Consider the following 15,575-nt stretch of genomic DNA (forward strand, 5'->3'; position numbering starts at 1 on the left):
GTAGAGGGCGTGAAGATTTTGTCACCATTTATAATTGTCTCCACCGCTCTCATCTGAAATAAAAAAACCGGGCCGCGCTGCACCCGGTTTCATTCTCACCAGCACCATCAGAAGTGAGTATTTACGCTCACAAAGAAGGTCCGCCCCGATTCGTTATAGGTCTCGGCACCCGCGCCATACAGATAAGCTCCCGTCGTCGCGTTGCCGGTCGTTTGCGCATTCCCTGCCCGATAGTGGCGGATATCAAACAGGTTATCTATCCCGCTGGTGAAGCTCAGGTTTTTGTTCACATCCCAGGTCGCACTGAGACCGACAATACTGTATGGGCTGACTTCGTTTAATTCGCTGCCGCTGACCGCCTCGCCCTTATAATTAAAGCGTTTTGGTTTCTGTCGGCCATACCAGGTAAAGGTGCTCTGCAGAGAGAGATCTTCACGGACCTGCCAGCTCAAAGTCGAGTTCAGGGTAAACTGCGGGATCACTGACAGTCGGTCGCCTGTCGTCTTATTCTTGCTCTGCAGCATCCATGTCAGGTTATTGCTCCAGTTAACCGTCTCCCCCATCGGAAGATTCAACGTTCCTTCCAGGCCTTCCACTAACGCCTTTGGTACGTTTTCCCACTGATAGATATTGGTGGTGCCGTTGCTGGCAGTGCCCACCGCCGCGTACCCTGACTCAATCTTGTTGTGATAGTCGTTACGGAACCAGGTGATTCCCGCCTGATAGCCCTCATGCTTATACTCAAGACCAATCTCTTTATTAACGCTGGTCTCCGCTTTCAGGTCGCTATTCCCCATCAGATAGCAGGCGGAACTACTGGCGTAACAGCCTTGACCGTTGCTGTAGAGAATATAGTTCGGGTTCAACTGGTAGAGGTTAGGCGCCTTGTAAGCGCGGGCAATGCCCAGCTTCAGCGTCCAGTCGTCCGTCAGCTCCTGGGACAGGTTCAGCGAGGGGCTCCAGTTATTGCCGACGATGCTGTGGTGGTCGAAGCGCAGAGCGGGTGTCAGCATGGTGCTGTCCGTTAGCGCCATATTATCTTCGGTAAACAGCGAGAAGATCTCGGCGCTGGAGTACGGGCTACGACCAGTAGCCGATACGCCATCGATAGTTCCGTAAGAGAGCGCCTGGGTTGTCGATACGCCATCTTTCATCCGCTGCTGATTCCATTCTGTCCCCAGCGTCAGATTCTGATCGACCCCCAGCGTAAACGGAATATTCACTTCGCTATGTAGCAGAACATCGGCCAGATCGATATCTGAAAACTCGCTACTGGAGAAGATCCCTTCCGTCCCCCCCGCCAGCCCTTCATTCATTCGCGAGTTGCGGGTGTGTTCGTACTGAGCATAGCTGTTGCTGGTCACGCCATTATCCCAGCCGCCGGTCCATGTCACGCCATAAGTTTGCCGGTAGAGACGGTTAGTCTCTTTCCCGTACATGCTCTTCACCAGCGTACTGGTATTGGTGTTTTGTGTGTCGCCGGCATAGAGGTTGCCCTGTCGGCTGTAGCCGGCCTCAAACTCCAGGGCCTGCATCGGGGCGAACTCCCAGCGCAGCTTACTGTGAATATCTTTGTTCACCACCCCTTCACGTCCGGCAGGATAAGAGCCCGCGTAGGAGCCTGTACGCTCGGCTTCATGCCCGGCGTTAATGTCCTGAGCATCGGCCTGGGTTTTACTCAGATTACCCCAGAGATTGAAGCTGACACTGTCTGACAGCGGACCATTGAGGCTAAAGTTGGTACGTTTCGTCGACCCTTCTTTACGATGCTGCGGAGCATTCATATAGGTATTCCACGACCCATGCCATTCAGGCGTGGTCGGTTTGGTCACGATGTTGACGACCCCGCCCATCGCGCCATTACCATAGCGCGCCGCCGCCGGGCCGCGGATCACATCGATATGATCGATCATCTCTGCCGGCACCCAGTTGGTATCGCCACGGGAATCACGATCGCCGCGCCAGCCATACCGCACCGAGTTACGGCTGGTGACCGGTTTTCCATCGACCAGCACCAGAGTGTTCTCTGGTCCCATCCCACGGATATCAATTTGCCGGTTGTTGCCTCGCTGACCGCTGGTGGAGTTACCGGTCAGATTGACTCCGGGTTGCGTGCGAATTAACTCCGACACATCGCGGGCGGGGGGATGTTTGCGAATCTCGTCCGCAGTAATGGTCGACACGCCCGGCGCCTGCAGGTTCTGCCTGGCGGCAGTCACCACCATCGTTTCCTCGTGATTTTCAGCAGTGGGGGTGCTCTCGTCAGACGTCGATGGTTCGATAACGCTCTCTGTCGCCTGCAGCGGCACGCTACAGGCAAACAGAGGAATGGCGATCCCCAGCGGGAAGAGAGACGTGTATTTCATAGAATATGCCCTGTTTTCTGTTGCTGTCGGGCATAACGCCTTCCCCAATTGAAAAAACAATGGGATAAAATACTTGCCTCAGCGCCTCGCCAGATTTTGGCGCAGGCCAGCGCCTTCCCGGCATTAATGGGAATAAGAAGACAGCGTGAGGCATAATAAAATTAAGTGCCCTGTTTCATCATTAGAGAAAAAGCGCTGCGCGCTATTCTTTGATAGCGTAATCCAGACAGCGTGTCATTAGAGTAATGTGCCGTGTTACGGTAATAAAAATGAGATTCATTATCAAGATGATAATAATCAATATCAGAGAAAAATAAAATAACATTTACCAATCAGCTGGTTACCAAAAAACAAACGGAAGAGAATAAAGTAAAAATAAAATCATCACTTTCTATTCATCATTAAAAAAACATATTTTTATCATATTATCTCCATAGTTAAATTAAAGACAAAAGCACATTAATAGTAAGTAATACTATTTGCGAAAGACTCTTTGTCGGTATCGTTACACCTTTTCCCCCATGTCCTACCCAGCTAACGGCGGCCGTTCTGCTAAAATAAACACATCCCCCTGCGGAGTGCTCCTCCATGAACGCCAATTCGCTATCACGCCTGTTTATCGCCTGGCTTACCTGCCTCGCGACGCTGTTATTCGCCCCTTTTCTGCCGGCGGCGGAGGCGGAAATCGCGCCGCCGGTGGCAACCGAAGACAACACGCTGTCGATCCATATCGACGATATGCTGCAGCCGTGGAAAGGCGATCTGCCTGGCATGCTCGATCGGCGCACCATCCGGGTATTAACCACCTACAGCAAGACCTTCTTTTTTATTGATAAAGGCACCCAGCGCGGGGCAACGCACGACATTTTTATCGCGCTGGAAAACGATCTGAATAAACAGCTGGCGAAAGATAAAAAGCTAAAACAGCGCCACCTGAAGCTGCACATCGTTTTTGTGCCGGTCAGTCGGGATAATCTCTTTACCGCGCTTAATGAAGGTAAAGGGGATATCGCCGCCGCCAACCTGACTATCACGCCCTCGCGGGAAGCCCAGGTCGATTTCGCCCAACCGCTCTACAGCAACGTGAAAGAATTACTGATCTCCGGCCCGGCATCGCCGAAGGTCGACAGTCTGGAGCAGCTCTCCGGTCAAACGGTCTTTGTTCGCCGCTCCTCCAGCTATTACGAAAGTCTGCAAGCGCTGAACGCCCGATTTGCCAGCGAGTCACGACCGCCGGTTACCCTGGAAGCGGCGCCGGAAGCGCTGGAGGATGAAGATCTGCTGGAAATGCTCAACGCCGGGCTGGTGCCGTTGATCGTCGTCGATCAGCATAAAGCGGTTTTCTGGAAACAGGTATTTCCGAAAATCCAGGTCCATGACAACGTGGTGCTGCGCGACGGCGGCAACATTGCGTGGGCGGTACGCCAGGACAGCCCGCAGCTGCTGGCGCTGCTGAACAACTTCGTGAAAAAGAATCGTCAGGGCACCACGCTGGGTAATACCCTGATGCTGCGTTACCTGAAAAATGCCCAATATGTTAAAAATGCCGCAGCGAGTAAGGAACGGCGCAAGTTCCTCGCCATGGTGGACGTCTTCCGTAAATATGGCGATCGCTATGATGTCGACTGGCTGCTGATGGCGGCCCAGGGATACCAGGAGTCGCGGCTGAACCAGTCGGTTCGAAGCCACGTTGGCGCCGTCGGAGTGATGCAGGTGATGCCCCGCACCGGAAAAGAGCTGAAGGTGGGCGATATTAAACAGCTGGATCCCAATATTCATGCTGGCGTGAAATATATGCGCTGGATGATAGATCGTTACTATGCTGATGAGCCCATGACCCGGCTGGATAAAGCGCTATTTGCCTTTGCCTCCTACAACGCCGGTCCGGCGCGTATCGCCCGCCTGCGCACCATGACCAAACAGCGCGGGTTTGATCCAAACGTCTGGTTCGGTAACGTCGAAAATCTGGCGGCAGAAAAAATCGGCGCGGAAACGGTGACCTACGTCAGCAATATCTATAAGTATTACATCGCCTATCGGCTGATCGTCGATGACATGGCCCGCAAACAGAAAGCGACGGCGGCGCCGCGGCAGGAGCCGGTGGCGCCGCCAGCCAAACCGCAGCCCAGCGTGGCGATGCCCGCGACCGCTCAGGTGCCCACGGCCTGAAGCGCTTGCGGCCAGCGGTCAAAACCACTTCTGAGGCGGTGGTGAAATAATCATAAAAAAAGCCCCGGCGAAACCGGGGCTTTCTGTGTTAACTACGCGGATATCGCGTTTAAGGCAGGCCTTAGAACGGGATATCGTCGTCGAAGTCCATCGGCGGTTCGTTGGAAGGCGCTGCCGGAGCCTGCTGCTGCGGACGGGACTGCGCGCCGCCGCTGAACTGGTTGCCGCCCTGCGGCTGTTGAGGCTGACCCCAACCGCCCTGCTGCTGTCCGCCGCCTGCCGGTGCGCCGCCGCCCTGACGGCCGCCCAGCATCTGCATGGTGCCGCCAACGTTTACCACCACTTCAGTGGTGTATTTGTCCTGACCGGATTGATCGGTCCACTTGCGGGTACGCAGTTGGCCTTCAATGTACACCTGAGAGCCTTTACGCAGATACTCACCAGCGACTTCAGCCAGTTTGCCGAACAGCACAACGCGGTGCCATTCAGTCTGCTCTTTCATTTCGCCGGTCTGCTTGTCACGCCAGGATTCGGAAGTTGCCAGCGTGAAGTTGGCGACTGCGCCGCCACTTGGCATGTAGCGTACTTCCGGGTCCTGCCCCAGATTACCGACGAGAATCACCTTGTTTACGCCTCTGCTGGCCATGTTCGTGTCTCCTGAATACGTTTCTTAATAGTGTAAACGCGCGAGTGTACCATTTCCACGTAGCATTTTAATAGCTGCGAGGCTGATTCCAGAGATAGTACCCGGCTACGACATTGTTGCACACTCGACCTGAATTTGCATTCCGATACTGTATATTCATTCAGGTTAAATTGTGTCATAATTAGCCGTTTCTGCCGTTTGTCCTTCAAGCAAACCAGGCAATCCGTGTATCTACCTACCGGGAAAGGTGAATGGATAAGATCGAAGTTCGGGGCGCCCGCACCCATAATCTCAAAAACATCAACCTCGTTATCCCGCGCGACAAACTCATTGTCGTCACCGGGCTTTCCGGGTCTGGCAAATCTTCACTGGCTTTCGACACCCTGTATGCCGAAGGCCAGCGTCGCTACGTCGAATCGCTCTCCGCCTATGCGCGACAGTTCCTGTCGCTGATGGAGAAGCCGGACGTCGACCATATCGAAGGGCTGTCGCCGGCGATTTCCATCGAACAGAAATCAACCTCTCACAACCCCCGCTCGACGGTGGGTACTATTACCGAAATTCACGACTACCTGCGTCTGCTGTACGCCCGCGTCGGCGAGCCGCGCTGTCCGGACCACGACGTGCCGCTGGCGGCGCAGACCGTCAGCCAGATGGTCGATAACGTCCTCGCCCAGCCGGAAGGCCTGCGTCTGATGCTGCTGGCGCCCATTATTAAAGAGCGTAAAGGCGAGCACACCAAAACCCTGGAAAACCTCGCCAGCCAGGGCTATATCCGCGCACGGATCGACGGCGAAGTCTGCGATCTCTCGGATCCGCCGAAGCTGGAGCTGCAGAAGAAACACACCATCGAGGTGGTCATCGACCGCTTCAAGGTCCGCGACGATCTGGCGCAACGTCTGGCCGAGTCGTTTGAAACCGCGCTGGAGCTCTCCGGCGGTACCGCCATCGTGGCCAATATGGATGATGAGAAAGCGGAAGAGCTGCTGTTTTCCGCCAACTTCGCCTGCCCGATCTGCGGCTACAGCATGCGCGAGCTGGAGCCGCGCCTGTTCTCCTTCAACAACCCGGCGGGTGCCTGCCCGACCTGCGACGGTCTCGGCGTGCAGCAATATTTCGACCCCGATCGCGTGGTGCAAAATCCGGAGCTGTCGCTGGCGGGCGGCGCCATCCGCGGCTGGGATCGGCGTAACTTCTACTACTTCCAGATGCTGAAGTCGCTGGCGGAGCACTATAAGTTTGACGTTGAAGCGCCGTGGGGCACCCTCAGCGCCAGCGTGCAGAAAGTGGTCCTGTACGGTTCCGGTAAAGAGAATATTGAATTCAAATACATGAACGACCGCGGCGACACCTCGGTGCGCCGCCATCCGTTCGAAGGCGTGCTGCATAACATGGAGCGCCGCTACAAAGAGACGGAATCCAGCGCGGTGCGCGAAGAGCTGGCGAAGTTCATCAGCAATCGCCCGTGCGCCAGCTGCGACGGTACGCGTCTGCGCCGTGAGGCGCGCCACGTGTTTGTGGAAAACACCCCGCTGCCGACCATTTCCGATATGAGCATCGGCCACGCGATGGACTTCTTTAACAATCTGAAGCTCTCCGGCCAGCGGGCAAAAATCGCCGAAAAAGTGCTGAAAGAGATTGGCGATCGCCTGAAGTTCCTCGTCAACGTCGGCCTCAACTACCTGACGCTCTCCCGCTCGGCGGAAACGCTCTCCGGCGGCGAGGCCCAGCGTATCCGTCTGGCGAGCCAGATTGGCGCCGGACTGGTTGGCGTGATGTACGTCCTGGATGAGCCCTCCATCGGCCTGCACCAGCGCGATAACGAGCGCCTGCTCGGGACCCTGATCCACCTGCGTAATTTAGGCAACACGGTGATCGTGGTTGAGCATGACGAAGACGCCATTCGCGCCGCCGACCATGTGATCGATATCGGCCCCGGGGCCGGGGTCCACGGCGGCCAGGTGGTGGCGGAAGGGCCGCTGGAGGCCATTATGGCGGTACCGGAATCCCTGACCGGCCAGTTCATGAGCGGTAAGCGCAAAATTGAAGTGCCGAAGCAGCGCGTGCCCGCCGATCCGGAGAAAGTCCTCAAGCTAACCGGCGCGCGCGGCAACAACCTGAAAGACGTGACGCTGACCCTGCCGGTGGGCCTGTTTACCTGCATCACCGGCGTCTCCGGCTCGGGTAAATCCACGCTGATCAACGACACCCTGTTCCCCATTGCCCAGCGTCAGCTTAACGGCGCGACCATCGCCGAACCGGCGCCGTATCGCGATATTCAGGGGCTGGAGCACTTCGATAAAGTCATCGATATCGACCAGAGCCCGATCGGCCGCACGCCGCGCTCCAACCCCGCGACCTATACCGGGGTGTTTACGCCGGTGCGCGAGCTGTTCGCCGGGGTGCCGGAATCACGTTCCCGCGGCTATACGCCGGGCCGTTTCAGTTTTAACGTCCGCGGCGGTCGCTGCGAAGCCTGCCAGGGCGACGGGGTGATCAAGGTCGAAATGCACTTCCTGCCGGATATCTACGTACCGTGCGACCAGTGCAAAGGTAAGCGCTATAACCGCGAAACGCTGGAGATTAAGTACAAAGGCAAAACCATCCACGAAGTGCTGGATATGACTATCGAAGAAGCGCGCGAGTTCTTTGATGCCGTACCGGCGCTGGCGCGTAAACTGCAAACCCTGATGGACGTGGGTCTGACCTATATCCGTCTCGGCCAGTCGGCGACGACCCTGTCCGGCGGCGAGGCGCAGCGCGTCAAGCTGGCGCGCGAGCTGTCCAAGCGCGGTACCGGCCAGACGCTGTATATCCTCGATGAGCCGACCACCGGTCTGCACTTCGCCGATATCCAGCAGCTGCTGGAAGTGCTGCACCAGCTGCGCGATCAGGGCAATACCATCGTGGTGATTGAGCACAATCTCGACGTGATAAAAACGGCCGACTGGATTGTCGATCTCGGCCCGGAAGGCGGCAGCGGCGGCGGCGAAATTCTGGTTTCCGGTACCCCGGAAACCGTCGCCGAGTGCGAAGCCTCGCACACCGCGCGCTTCCTGAAGCCGATGCTAAAATAATTAGCGAGAAAGCTGCTGCCGGACCGGCTCCGGCAGCATTTTCACCGCCTGCTGATAAGACGCATCGACCAGATAGTAGATTTGCGAATCCGGCAGCGAGCCATCCAGAAAGACGGTGCTCCAGTGCGCTTTATTGAGATGCTGGCTGGGCCGGACGTCGCGATGCTGCTGCCGTAACAGCTCCGCCAGCTCCGGGCTCGCCTTCAGCGCAACCGCCGGCCGCTGGTCTTCGACCTCCTTCACCATGGCAAACAGCACGTCCGAGACCTTAATCTGCGTGGCTTCCCAGTCGCTGTGGACGCTCTGCTCTGCTCCCGGCTTCGCCATGCAGTACTGCAATAACTCCGAAATTGTCATCTTTTATTCCCCCATGAGCGTCGCAACGATGTGCCGCGAACCGCCGTGTATCCGATGCTCCCCCAGCCAGATGCCCTGCCAGGTCCCCAGCCTGACGCGTCCGTCCTCAACCGGCAGCATCAGCGACACGCCAAGCATCGATGATTTGATGTGCGACGGCATATCGTCAGGGCCTTCATAATCATGTTCGTACGGCGCATTGTCCGGCACGGCGTTAAGAAAATACTGCTCCATGTCATACCGGACGGTGGGATCGCAGTTTTCGTTGAGCGTCAGGGAAGCGGAAGTATGCTGGAGCAGGAGGTGTAGCAGGCCGACCTTCACCCCGGACAGCCCGCGGATCTGGCCGAGGATTTCGTCGGTGACCAGATGAAAACCACGGGATTTAGGCCCAAGCGTCAGGGTTTGCTGATACCACATCATCGACTCCTTTTTGCGAATGAATCCCTCTAAGTGTGCAGCAATACGTGAAAAGGTAAAACCTTCCACCACGGATTTTGCATAAAAAAACGGCAGCGTCACCGCTGCCGTTTATCACGTTCTGACGCCTGTCAGTATTCGGAATTGACGATCACTTCTTCGCCCAGCGCGCCGGCCATCGGCAGCGGCTTATAGGAGGAGTTGGCGGCACGCAGCACGCGGATCCCGCGGGCGCCCGCCTCGCGGGCGGCGGTAATATCGTTATCCGAGTCGCCATAGAAAACCTTTATCTGCTTCGTCTGCAGCCACTGGGTCTTGGTATTCTGACCCGGCTTATCGCCAGCGAAAATCACCGGGTTCATATTGGCGGCGGGGATAAGAAAATCATCCTGCAGGGTTTTAGAAACGGTTTCTGTTTTGGTCTGGCTGCGGCCGGTGACGAACCAGATGCTGTCGCCACGCTTCACATGCATGGCAATCAGCTGGCGCGCCACCTCTTTTGGCATGCTGAATTCGTCCCAGCCGTTGTTCATTTTTTCCCAGAACTGCGGGTTTTTCAGGTAATCCTCACTGCCGGGAGAGAAGGTTTTTTGCCCGCGCCAGAAACCAGGACTGGAGAAGAGAACGGTGTCATCGATATCAAAGCCGACGGCCATCGGCGGACGCCCCAGCAGGCTGTTCTCAATTTGCGCCACCGAAACCCAGTGGATCGGCGCCTGCTCGGCCAACTGGGCCACGTTGGTGCCGACCCACAGCGGCTGTGGCGTGGAGGCGCGCGCTACTACGGCGCTGTTCAGCGTGAACAGGAGAGAAGCCGCCGCAAGGGCGAGAGTAAGTTTGCGCATATTTATCCCTAAATCTATCAATCATTATTGTTTTCAATAATGTGCATGCTTAGTAACGCCCCGACCTTACCCGCAGGCGACAGGGATGAAAAGCCTTTTTCGCGTAGATGTCATAGAAAAAGAGGATGATCACAATCAGAGGGGGTTGCCCCTGCCCGTTGACCGGCAGAGACAACCTGCTGGAGAGCGGCTTACATTACCGCGGCAAAGGCTTTCGCGACCTGCTGAACATTACGTGAGTTTAACCCCGCCACGCACATGCGTCCGCTGGCAATCAGGTAGACGCCAAACTCGTCGCGCAGGCGATCCACCTGCGCCGCACTGAAGCCGGTGTAGCTGAACATCCCGCGCTGCTTGAGCAGGTAATCCACATCGCTGCCCGGGGCAACCTGCTGCAGCGCGTCGACCAGCGCCTGACGCATAGTCAGGATATGCGCGCGCATGGCGTCCACTTCCGCCTGCCAGGTGGATTTCAGCCCGGCATCGTTCAGCACCGTCGCCACCACCTGCGCGCCAAAGCTCGGCGGGCTGGAGTAGTTGCGGCGCACGGTGGCCTTCAGTTGGCCAAGCACGCGGCCTGCGGTTTCACTGTCTTCACAGACCACCGACAGGCCGCCGACGCGCTCCCCGTACAGGGAGAAAATTTTGGAGAACGAGTTGCTGACCAGCATCGGCATCCCGGCGCTGGCGATGGCGCGAATGGCGTAGGCATCCTCTTCCAGCCCTGCGCCAAAGCCCTGGTAGGCGATGTCGAGGAACGGGATCAGCTGACGCGCTTTCAGGATCTCCACCACACGATCCCACTGTTCCGGCGTCAGGTCGGCGCCGGTCGGGTTGTGGCAGCAGGGGTGCAGCAGCACAATGTCGCGCGCCGGCAGCGTTTGCAGCGTCGCCAGCAGCGCTTCAAAGCGCACGCCGTTGGTGGCTTTATCAAACCAGGGGTAAGTACTTACTTCGAAGCCAGCCCCTTCAAATATGGCAATGTGGTTTTCCCAGGTCGGGTCGCTGACCCAGACATGAGACTCAGGAAAGTAGCGTTTGAGGAAGTCGGCCCCGACCTTCAGCGCGCCCGAACCGCCGACCGTCTGAATGGAGGCGATGCGGTTTTGCTTAAGCGCGCTATGCTCCGCGCCAAACAGCAGCGGCGCAATTGCCTGGCGGTAGCCGCTCAGCCCTTCCATCGGCAGATACAGCGAGGCGCCGTGCGGCTCGGCGTTCAGGCGCGCTTCCGCTTCCGCCACCGCCTGCAGCTGCGGGATAATGCCGTCATCGTTGTAATACAGCCCGATACTCAGGTTGACTTTGTCGCTTCGCGGGTCTTCTTTGAAGCGTTCCATCAGAGAAAGAATAGGGTCGCCGGCGTAGGCGTCAACTTTTTGAAACACGCGATGTATCTCCAGGTTTACATGGGGCAGGTTCTTACACAATAAACCGGATATGACGGCAGGTCGAGAGGATGTTGAGGGGAAAGTGACCGCGCAGCGGTATAAACCGCTTTTTTGTCCGCGGCTATACCGATAGCGTACCGGATAAGTGTCTGAGCTATCCGGTACGAACAAGGCTTAGTCGAGGTATTTCATGGCGACGCGGGAGGTCAGTCGCGTAATAAGTTCGTAAGCACTCACTTTCGTGATCTCGGCGATGCGCTCTACCGGGAGTCCCTCTCCCCACAGCACCACCGCGTCGCCGGCTTTATCCTGGGCCTGCGGGCCGAGGTCAACGCAGATCATATCCATCGCCACCCGGCCGACAATCGGCACTTCGCGGCCATTGACCAGCACCGGGGTGCCCGACGGCGCGGCGCGCGGATAACCGTCGCCATAGCCCATCGCGACCACGCCGAGACGCGTGTCGCGTTCGCTGACCCAGGTGCCGCCGTAGCCGACGGGCTCCCCTGCTTTATGCTCGCGCACGGCAATCAGGCTGGACGTCAGGGTCATCACCGGCTGACAGCCAAAATCTTTCCCGGTGGAGCGATCGTCCAGCGGCGACACGCCATACAGGATAATGCCCGGACGCACCCAGTCATAATGCGACTGCGGCCACAGCAGGATACCGCCCGAAGCGGCGATAGAGCGCAATCCCGGCTTGCCTTCGGTAAAGGTGGTGAAGATATCCAGCTGGCGTTCGGTGGCGCCGCAGGTCGGCTCATCGGCGCGGGCGAAGTGGCTCACCACGTTAACCGGCTGGCGGACGTTTTTGCACTGGCTCAGACGCTGATAAAACGCCTCGGCTTCCTCCGGGCGCACCCCTAAGCGATGCATGCCGGTATCCAGCTTCATCCACACGGTCACCGGCTCGGGGAGATCGGCTTGCTCCAGGGCCGCCAGCTGTTCGGGGCTATGCACCGCGGTATGCAGACGCTGAGCGGCGATCACCGCCAGGTCTTCCGCCGCAAAAAAGCCTTCCAGCAGGAGGATCGGCTGCGCGATCCCCCCCGCTCGCAGGCGCAGCGCCTCTTCCAGGCGGGCGACGCCAAAAGCGTCGGCGTCGGTCAGCGTTCGCGCGGTCTCAAGAAGACCGTGTCCGTAGGCGTTCGCTTTCACCACCGCAACCAGTTTGCTGGCAGGCGCCAGTTCACGCAGACGTTGCAGGTTGTGTCGCAGAGCGCGGCGGTTGATAACTACAGTTGCCGCTTGCATTTGAATTCCTTAATAAAAGAAGGAGGAAGGGTTACTCATCATCATACTGAGGACCGGCATAATTATCGAAACGCGACCACTGACCGTTGAAGGTCAGTCGCACGGTGCCGATCGGGCCGTTACGTTGTTTACCAATGATAATTTCCGCGATGCCCTTAAGATCGCTGTTCTCGTGATAGACCTCATCACGGTAAATGAACATGATTAAGTCGGCATCCTGTTCGATAGAGCCGGACTCACGCAGGTCGGAGTTGACCGGACGTTTATCGGCACGTTGTTCCAGTGAGCGGTTCAGCTGCGACAGCGCCACCACCGGCACCTGTAGCTCTTTGGCCAGCGCCTTCAGCGAGCGGGAGATTTCGGCGATCTCCAGGGTACGGTTGTCAGAGAGCGACGGCACGCGCATCAGCTGCAGGTAGTCGATCATAATCAGCCCGATGCCGCCATGCTCGCGGGCGATACGCCGCGCGCGGGAACGCACTTCCGTCGGCGTCAGGCCGGAGGAGTCATCGATATAGATGTTACGTTTTTCCAGCAGAATGCCCATGGTGCCGGAGATCCGCGCCCAGTCTTCATCGTCCAGCTGACCGGTACGAATGCGGGTCTGATCGACGCGCGACAGCGAGGCCAGAGAACGCATCATGATCTGCTCGGAGGGCATCTCGAGACTGAAGATGAGTACCGGTTTGTCCTGCAGCATCGCTGCGTTTTCCACGAGGTTCATCGCGAAGGTCGTTTTACCCATCGACGGACGGGCGGCGACGATAATCAGATCCGACGGCTGCAGGCCGGCGGTCTTTTTGTTGAGGTCGTCGTAGCCGGTGTTGACCCCGGTAACGCCGTCATGCGGCTGCTGGAACAGCTGTTCGATACGGGCGACGGTGGCGTCGAGGACATCGGCGATGTTTTTCGGCCCTTCGTCTTTATTGGCCCGGCTTTCAGCGATTTTAAAGACGCGGGACTCGGCGAGATCGAGCAGATCTTCGCTGGTTCGCCCCTGCGGGTCGAAGCCGGCCTCGGCGATCTCATTGGCCACCGAGATCATCTCGCGCACGACCGCGCGTTCGCGCACGATGTCGGCATAGGCGCTGATGTTCGCCGCGCTGGGGGTATTTTTGGACAGTTCCGCCAGATAGGCAAAGCCGCCGACGCTGTCCAGCTGTCCCTGACGCTCCAGCGACTCCGCAAGGGTGATCAGGTCAATCGGGCTGCCCGACTCCTGCAGGCGCGCCATCTCGGTAAAAATATGACGATGCGGACGGGTATAAAAGTCGTCGGCAACGACGCGTTCGGCAACGTCGTCCCAGCGCTCGTTATCCAGCATTAAACCGCCCAACACCGACTGCTCCGCTTCAATCGAGTGCGGCGGGACTTTCAGCCCGGCGAGCTGCGGATCGCGTTCGCGGGTTTCTGTCTGTGGTTTGTTGAAGGGTTTATTTCCTGCCATAGCCTAACATTTCACCGATACGGAAAAGAGCGTGACAGTATAGCGAGAAAGCCATTGCCGCTAAAGAACCCATTAAGCGTGGCTGGCCTGAGGCGGGTAAGAAAATCCGTCGCTGCCGCCGCAGGCTGTTAAGCTTACTGGATAATCTCAGAACAACACAGGAGCGAACATGGCAACACGCATCGAATTTTCAAAACACGGGGGGCCGGAGGTGCTTCAGGCGGTTGAGTTTACCCCTCGCGATCCTGCGGAGCATGAAATTCAGGTCGAAAACAAAGCTATCGGTATCAATTATATCGACACCTATGTTCGCAGCGGCCTCTATCCGCCGCCGTCGCTGCCGAGCGGTCTGGGCACCGAGGCGGCCGGCATCGTCAGTAAAGTCGGCCATGGGGTGACGCACATTAAGGCAGGCGATCGGGTGGTGTACGCCCAGTCGGCGCTCGGCGCCTACAGCACGGTGCACAATGTGCTGGCCGATAAAGCGGCGGTCCTGCCGGACGCCATCTCTTTCGAACAGGCCGCCGCGTCGTTCCTCAAAGGATTAACGGTCTGGTATCTGTTGCGTAAAACTTACGAAATTAAGCCTGATGAGATGTTCCTGTTTCATGCCGCCGCCGGCGGCGTGGGGCTGATTGCCTGTCAGTGGGCGAAAGCGCTGGGGGCGAAACTTATCGGCACCGTCGGCAGCGCGCAGAAGGCGCAGCGCGCCAAAGCGGCGGGCGCCTGGCAGGTGATTAACTATCGCGAAGAACCTATCGCGGAGCGGCTCAAAGCGCTCACCGACGGTAAGAAAGTCGCCGTAGTCTATGACTCGGTAGGGAAAGATACCTGGGAAGCCTCTCTGGACTGTCTGCAGCGCCGCGGCCTGATGGTCAGCTTTGGCAACTCCTCCGGCCCGGTGACCGGCGTTAATCTGGGGATCCTGAATCAGAAAGGTTCTCTGTACGTCACCCGCCCATCGCTGCAGGGCTATATCACCAACCGGGAAGAGCTGGCTGAAGCCTGCAGTGAGCTGTTTTCGCTGATCGCCAGTGGAGTAATCAAAGTGGACGTGCCCGAGAGTCAGACCTATCCGCTGACCGAAGCGCGACAGGCGCATGAAGTTCTGGAGAGCCGGGTGACACAGGGGTCGAGTCTGCTGCTGCCGTAAGCGGACAAAAGTTTAGGGCTTCCACCTGGGAAGCCCTTACTTTTTTTTAGTTCGGCTGTATGTAGGGTACAGCGCGATGAATTCGTTAACGCGCTAATAGTGACAGATTTGCGTAGCGATGCCTACGCGGTTCTGTGCAAAATTGTTCAGGTTGTGACACACCCCTCAATACCTTAGTAACGCCAACGGTTATTGTCGCGAAAAGCGTTTCCCTCCGGGGTTTTCAGCGCCCGAATAACCCACACCACCACCACCGCCAACAGCAGCCACGGCAGCAATTTGATCATTAAAGCAAACAAACCGCCGACGAACATCAGCGCCGTAGCCACCACGATGGCGGCGATAATCCCCAACAGCGATACGCCGGTGACCAGCAGCATGACAAAAAATCCGATGACAAATAACAGTTCCAGCATGGCTCTCTCCCCACAGTCATTAATATGTCGCTCTGCA

Annotated in this window: 12 protein-coding genes; 3 read left to right on the plus strand and 9 right to left on the minus strand. The window is 57.5% G+C overall.

The genetic code is table 11. From position 1 onward, the window contains the following. Positions 1 to 107 precede the first annotated feature (107 nt). Positions 108 to 2,366 carry a TonB-dependent siderophore receptor gene (locus KHQ24_RS14495; RefSeq protein WP_043519224.1) on the minus strand — a complete coding sequence of 753 codons (2,259 nt, stop codon included), beginning with the start codon at positions 2,364 to 2,366 and terminating at the stop codon, positions 108 to 110. 588 nt (positions 2,367 to 2,954) lie between these two features. On the opposite strand from KHQ24_RS14495, the gene KHQ24_RS14500 reads away from it, so the two are divergent. Beyond that, positions 2,955 to 4,535 carry a lytic transglycosylase F gene (locus KHQ24_RS14500; protein WP_211777335.1) on the plus strand — a complete coding sequence of 527 codons (1,581 nt, stop codon included), beginning with the start codon at positions 2,955 to 2,957 and terminating at the stop codon, positions 4,533 to 4,535. 121 nt (positions 4,536 to 4,656) lie between these two features. On the opposite strand, the gene ssb1 is transcribed toward KHQ24_RS14500, so the two are convergent. After that, on the minus strand, positions 4,657 to 5,181 hold the full coding sequence (gene ssb1, locus KHQ24_RS14505; protein ID WP_004151744.1) for a single-stranded DNA-binding protein SSB1: 525 nt from the start codon (positions 5,179 to 5,181) through the stop codon (positions 4,657 to 4,659). A gap of 251 nt (positions 5,182 to 5,432) precedes the next feature. On the opposite strand from ssb1, the gene uvrA reads away from it, so the two are divergent. Then, positions 5,433 to 8,258: an excinuclease ABC subunit UvrA gene (gene uvrA / locus KHQ24_RS14510; protein ID WP_023291635.1), complete on the plus strand. Its 2,826-nt coding sequence runs from the start codon at positions 5,433 to 5,435 to the stop codon at positions 8,256 to 8,258. Here uvrA and KHQ24_RS14515 read toward each other — a convergent pair whose 3' ends face one another. The 6 genes from KHQ24_RS14515 to dnaB all read right to left on the minus strand — a co-directional run bounded on the left by KHQ24_RS14515 (position 8,259) and on the right by dnaB (position 13,969). Continuing rightward, positions 8,259 to 8,615, minus strand: coding sequence for an MmcQ/YjbR family DNA-binding protein (locus KHQ24_RS14515; protein WP_211777336.1), 357 nt, complete (start codon positions 8,613 to 8,615; stop codon positions 8,259 to 8,261). 3 nt (positions 8,616 to 8,618) lie between these two features. Continuing rightward, positions 8,619 to 9,035, minus strand: coding sequence for a secondary thiamine-phosphate synthase enzyme YjbQ (locus tag KHQ24_RS14520; protein WP_004206303.1), 417 nt, complete (start codon positions 9,033 to 9,035; stop codon positions 8,619 to 8,621). A 131-nt stretch (positions 9,036 to 9,166) separates the two neighbouring features. Continuing rightward, a complete protein-coding gene (aphA, locus tag KHQ24_RS14525; RefSeq protein ID WP_004206302.1) occupies positions 9,167 to 9,880 on the minus strand; it encodes an acid phosphatase AphA in 714 nt (237 codons plus the stop codon). 191 nt (positions 9,881 to 10,071) lie between these two features. After that, positions 10,072 to 11,265 (minus strand): aromatic amino acid transaminase, encoded by a 1,194-nt coding sequence (gene tyrB / locus KHQ24_RS14530; protein ID WP_043519217.1) that lies wholly within the window; start codon positions 11,263 to 11,265, stop codon positions 10,072 to 10,074. Between the two features lie 177 nt (positions 11,266 to 11,442). Then, positions 11,443 to 12,522, minus strand: a complete 1,080-nt coding sequence (alr, locus tag KHQ24_RS14535) for an alanine racemase (RefSeq protein WP_048294005.1) — start codon at positions 12,520 to 12,522, stop codon at positions 11,443 to 11,445. A gap of 31 nt (positions 12,523 to 12,553) precedes the next feature. Then, positions 12,554 to 13,969, minus strand: coding sequence for a replicative DNA helicase (gene dnaB / locus KHQ24_RS14540; RefSeq protein ID WP_002884942.1), 1,416 nt, complete (start codon positions 13,967 to 13,969; stop codon positions 12,554 to 12,556). A 169-nt stretch (positions 13,970 to 14,138) separates the two neighbouring features. On the opposite strand from dnaB, the gene KHQ24_RS14545 reads away from it, so the two are divergent. Continuing rightward, positions 14,139 to 15,122: a quinone oxidoreductase gene (locus KHQ24_RS14545; RefSeq protein WP_043519214.1), complete on the plus strand. Its 984-nt coding sequence runs from the start codon at positions 14,139 to 14,141 to the stop codon at positions 15,120 to 15,122. Between the two features lie 173 nt (positions 15,123 to 15,295). Here the strand turns inward: KHQ24_RS14545 and pspG are convergent, their stop codons facing one another. Continuing rightward, a complete protein-coding gene (pspG, locus tag KHQ24_RS14550) occupies positions 15,296 to 15,538 on the minus strand; it encodes an envelope stress response protein PspG (RefSeq protein WP_017900119.1) in 243 nt (80 codons plus the stop codon). Positions 15,539 to 15,575 lie beyond the last annotated feature (37 nt).

This window comes from Klebsiella sp. 54 (genome assembly GCF_018223875.1).
GTDB lineage: Bacteria > Pseudomonadota > Gammaproteobacteria > Enterobacterales > Enterobacteriaceae > Klebsiella > Klebsiella quasipneumoniae.

What these genes read in the sequence shown, in the direction of transcription:
- KHQ24_RS14495 (WP_043519224.1), bottom strand. Translation starts at nt 2,366, where the DNA reads ATGAAATACACGTCTCTCTTCCCGCTGGGGATCGCCATTCCTCTGTTT.
- KHQ24_RS14500 (WP_211777335.1), top strand. Translation starts at nt 2,955, where the DNA reads ATGAACGCCAATTCGCTATCACGCCTGTTTATCGCCTGGCTTACCTGC.
- ssb1 (WP_004151744.1), bottom strand. Translation starts at nt 5,181, where the DNA reads ATGGCCAGCAGAGGCGTAAACAAGGTGATTCTCGTCGGTAATCTGGGG.
- uvrA (WP_023291635.1), top strand. Translation starts at nt 5,433, where the DNA reads ATGGATAAGATCGAAGTTCGGGGCGCCCGCACCCATAATCTCAAAAAC.
- KHQ24_RS14515 (WP_211777336.1), bottom strand. Translation starts at nt 8,615, where the DNA reads ATGACAATTTCGGAGTTATTGCAGTACTGCATGGCGAAGCCGGGAGCA.
- KHQ24_RS14520 (WP_004206303.1), bottom strand. Translation starts at nt 9,035, where the DNA reads ATGTGGTATCAGCAAACCCTGACGCTTGGGCCTAAATCCCGTGGTTTT.
- aphA (WP_004206302.1), bottom strand. Translation starts at nt 9,880, where the DNA reads ATGCGCAAACTTACTCTCGCCCTTGCGGCGGCTTCTCTCCTGTTCACG.
- alr (WP_048294005.1), bottom strand. Translation starts at nt 12,522, where the DNA reads ATGCAAGCGGCAACTGTAGTTATCAACCGCCGCGCTCTGCGACACAAC.
- dnaB (WP_002884942.1), bottom strand. Translation starts at nt 13,969, where the DNA reads ATGGCAGGAAATAAACCCTTCAACAAACCACAGACAGAAACCCGCGAA.
- KHQ24_RS14545 (WP_043519214.1), top strand. Translation starts at nt 14,139, where the DNA reads ATGGCAACACGCATCGAATTTTCAAAACACGGGGGGCCGGAGGTGCTT.
- pspG (WP_017900119.1), bottom strand. Translation starts at nt 15,538, where the DNA reads ATGCTGGAACTGTTATTTGTCATCGGATTTTTTGTCATGCTGCTGGTC.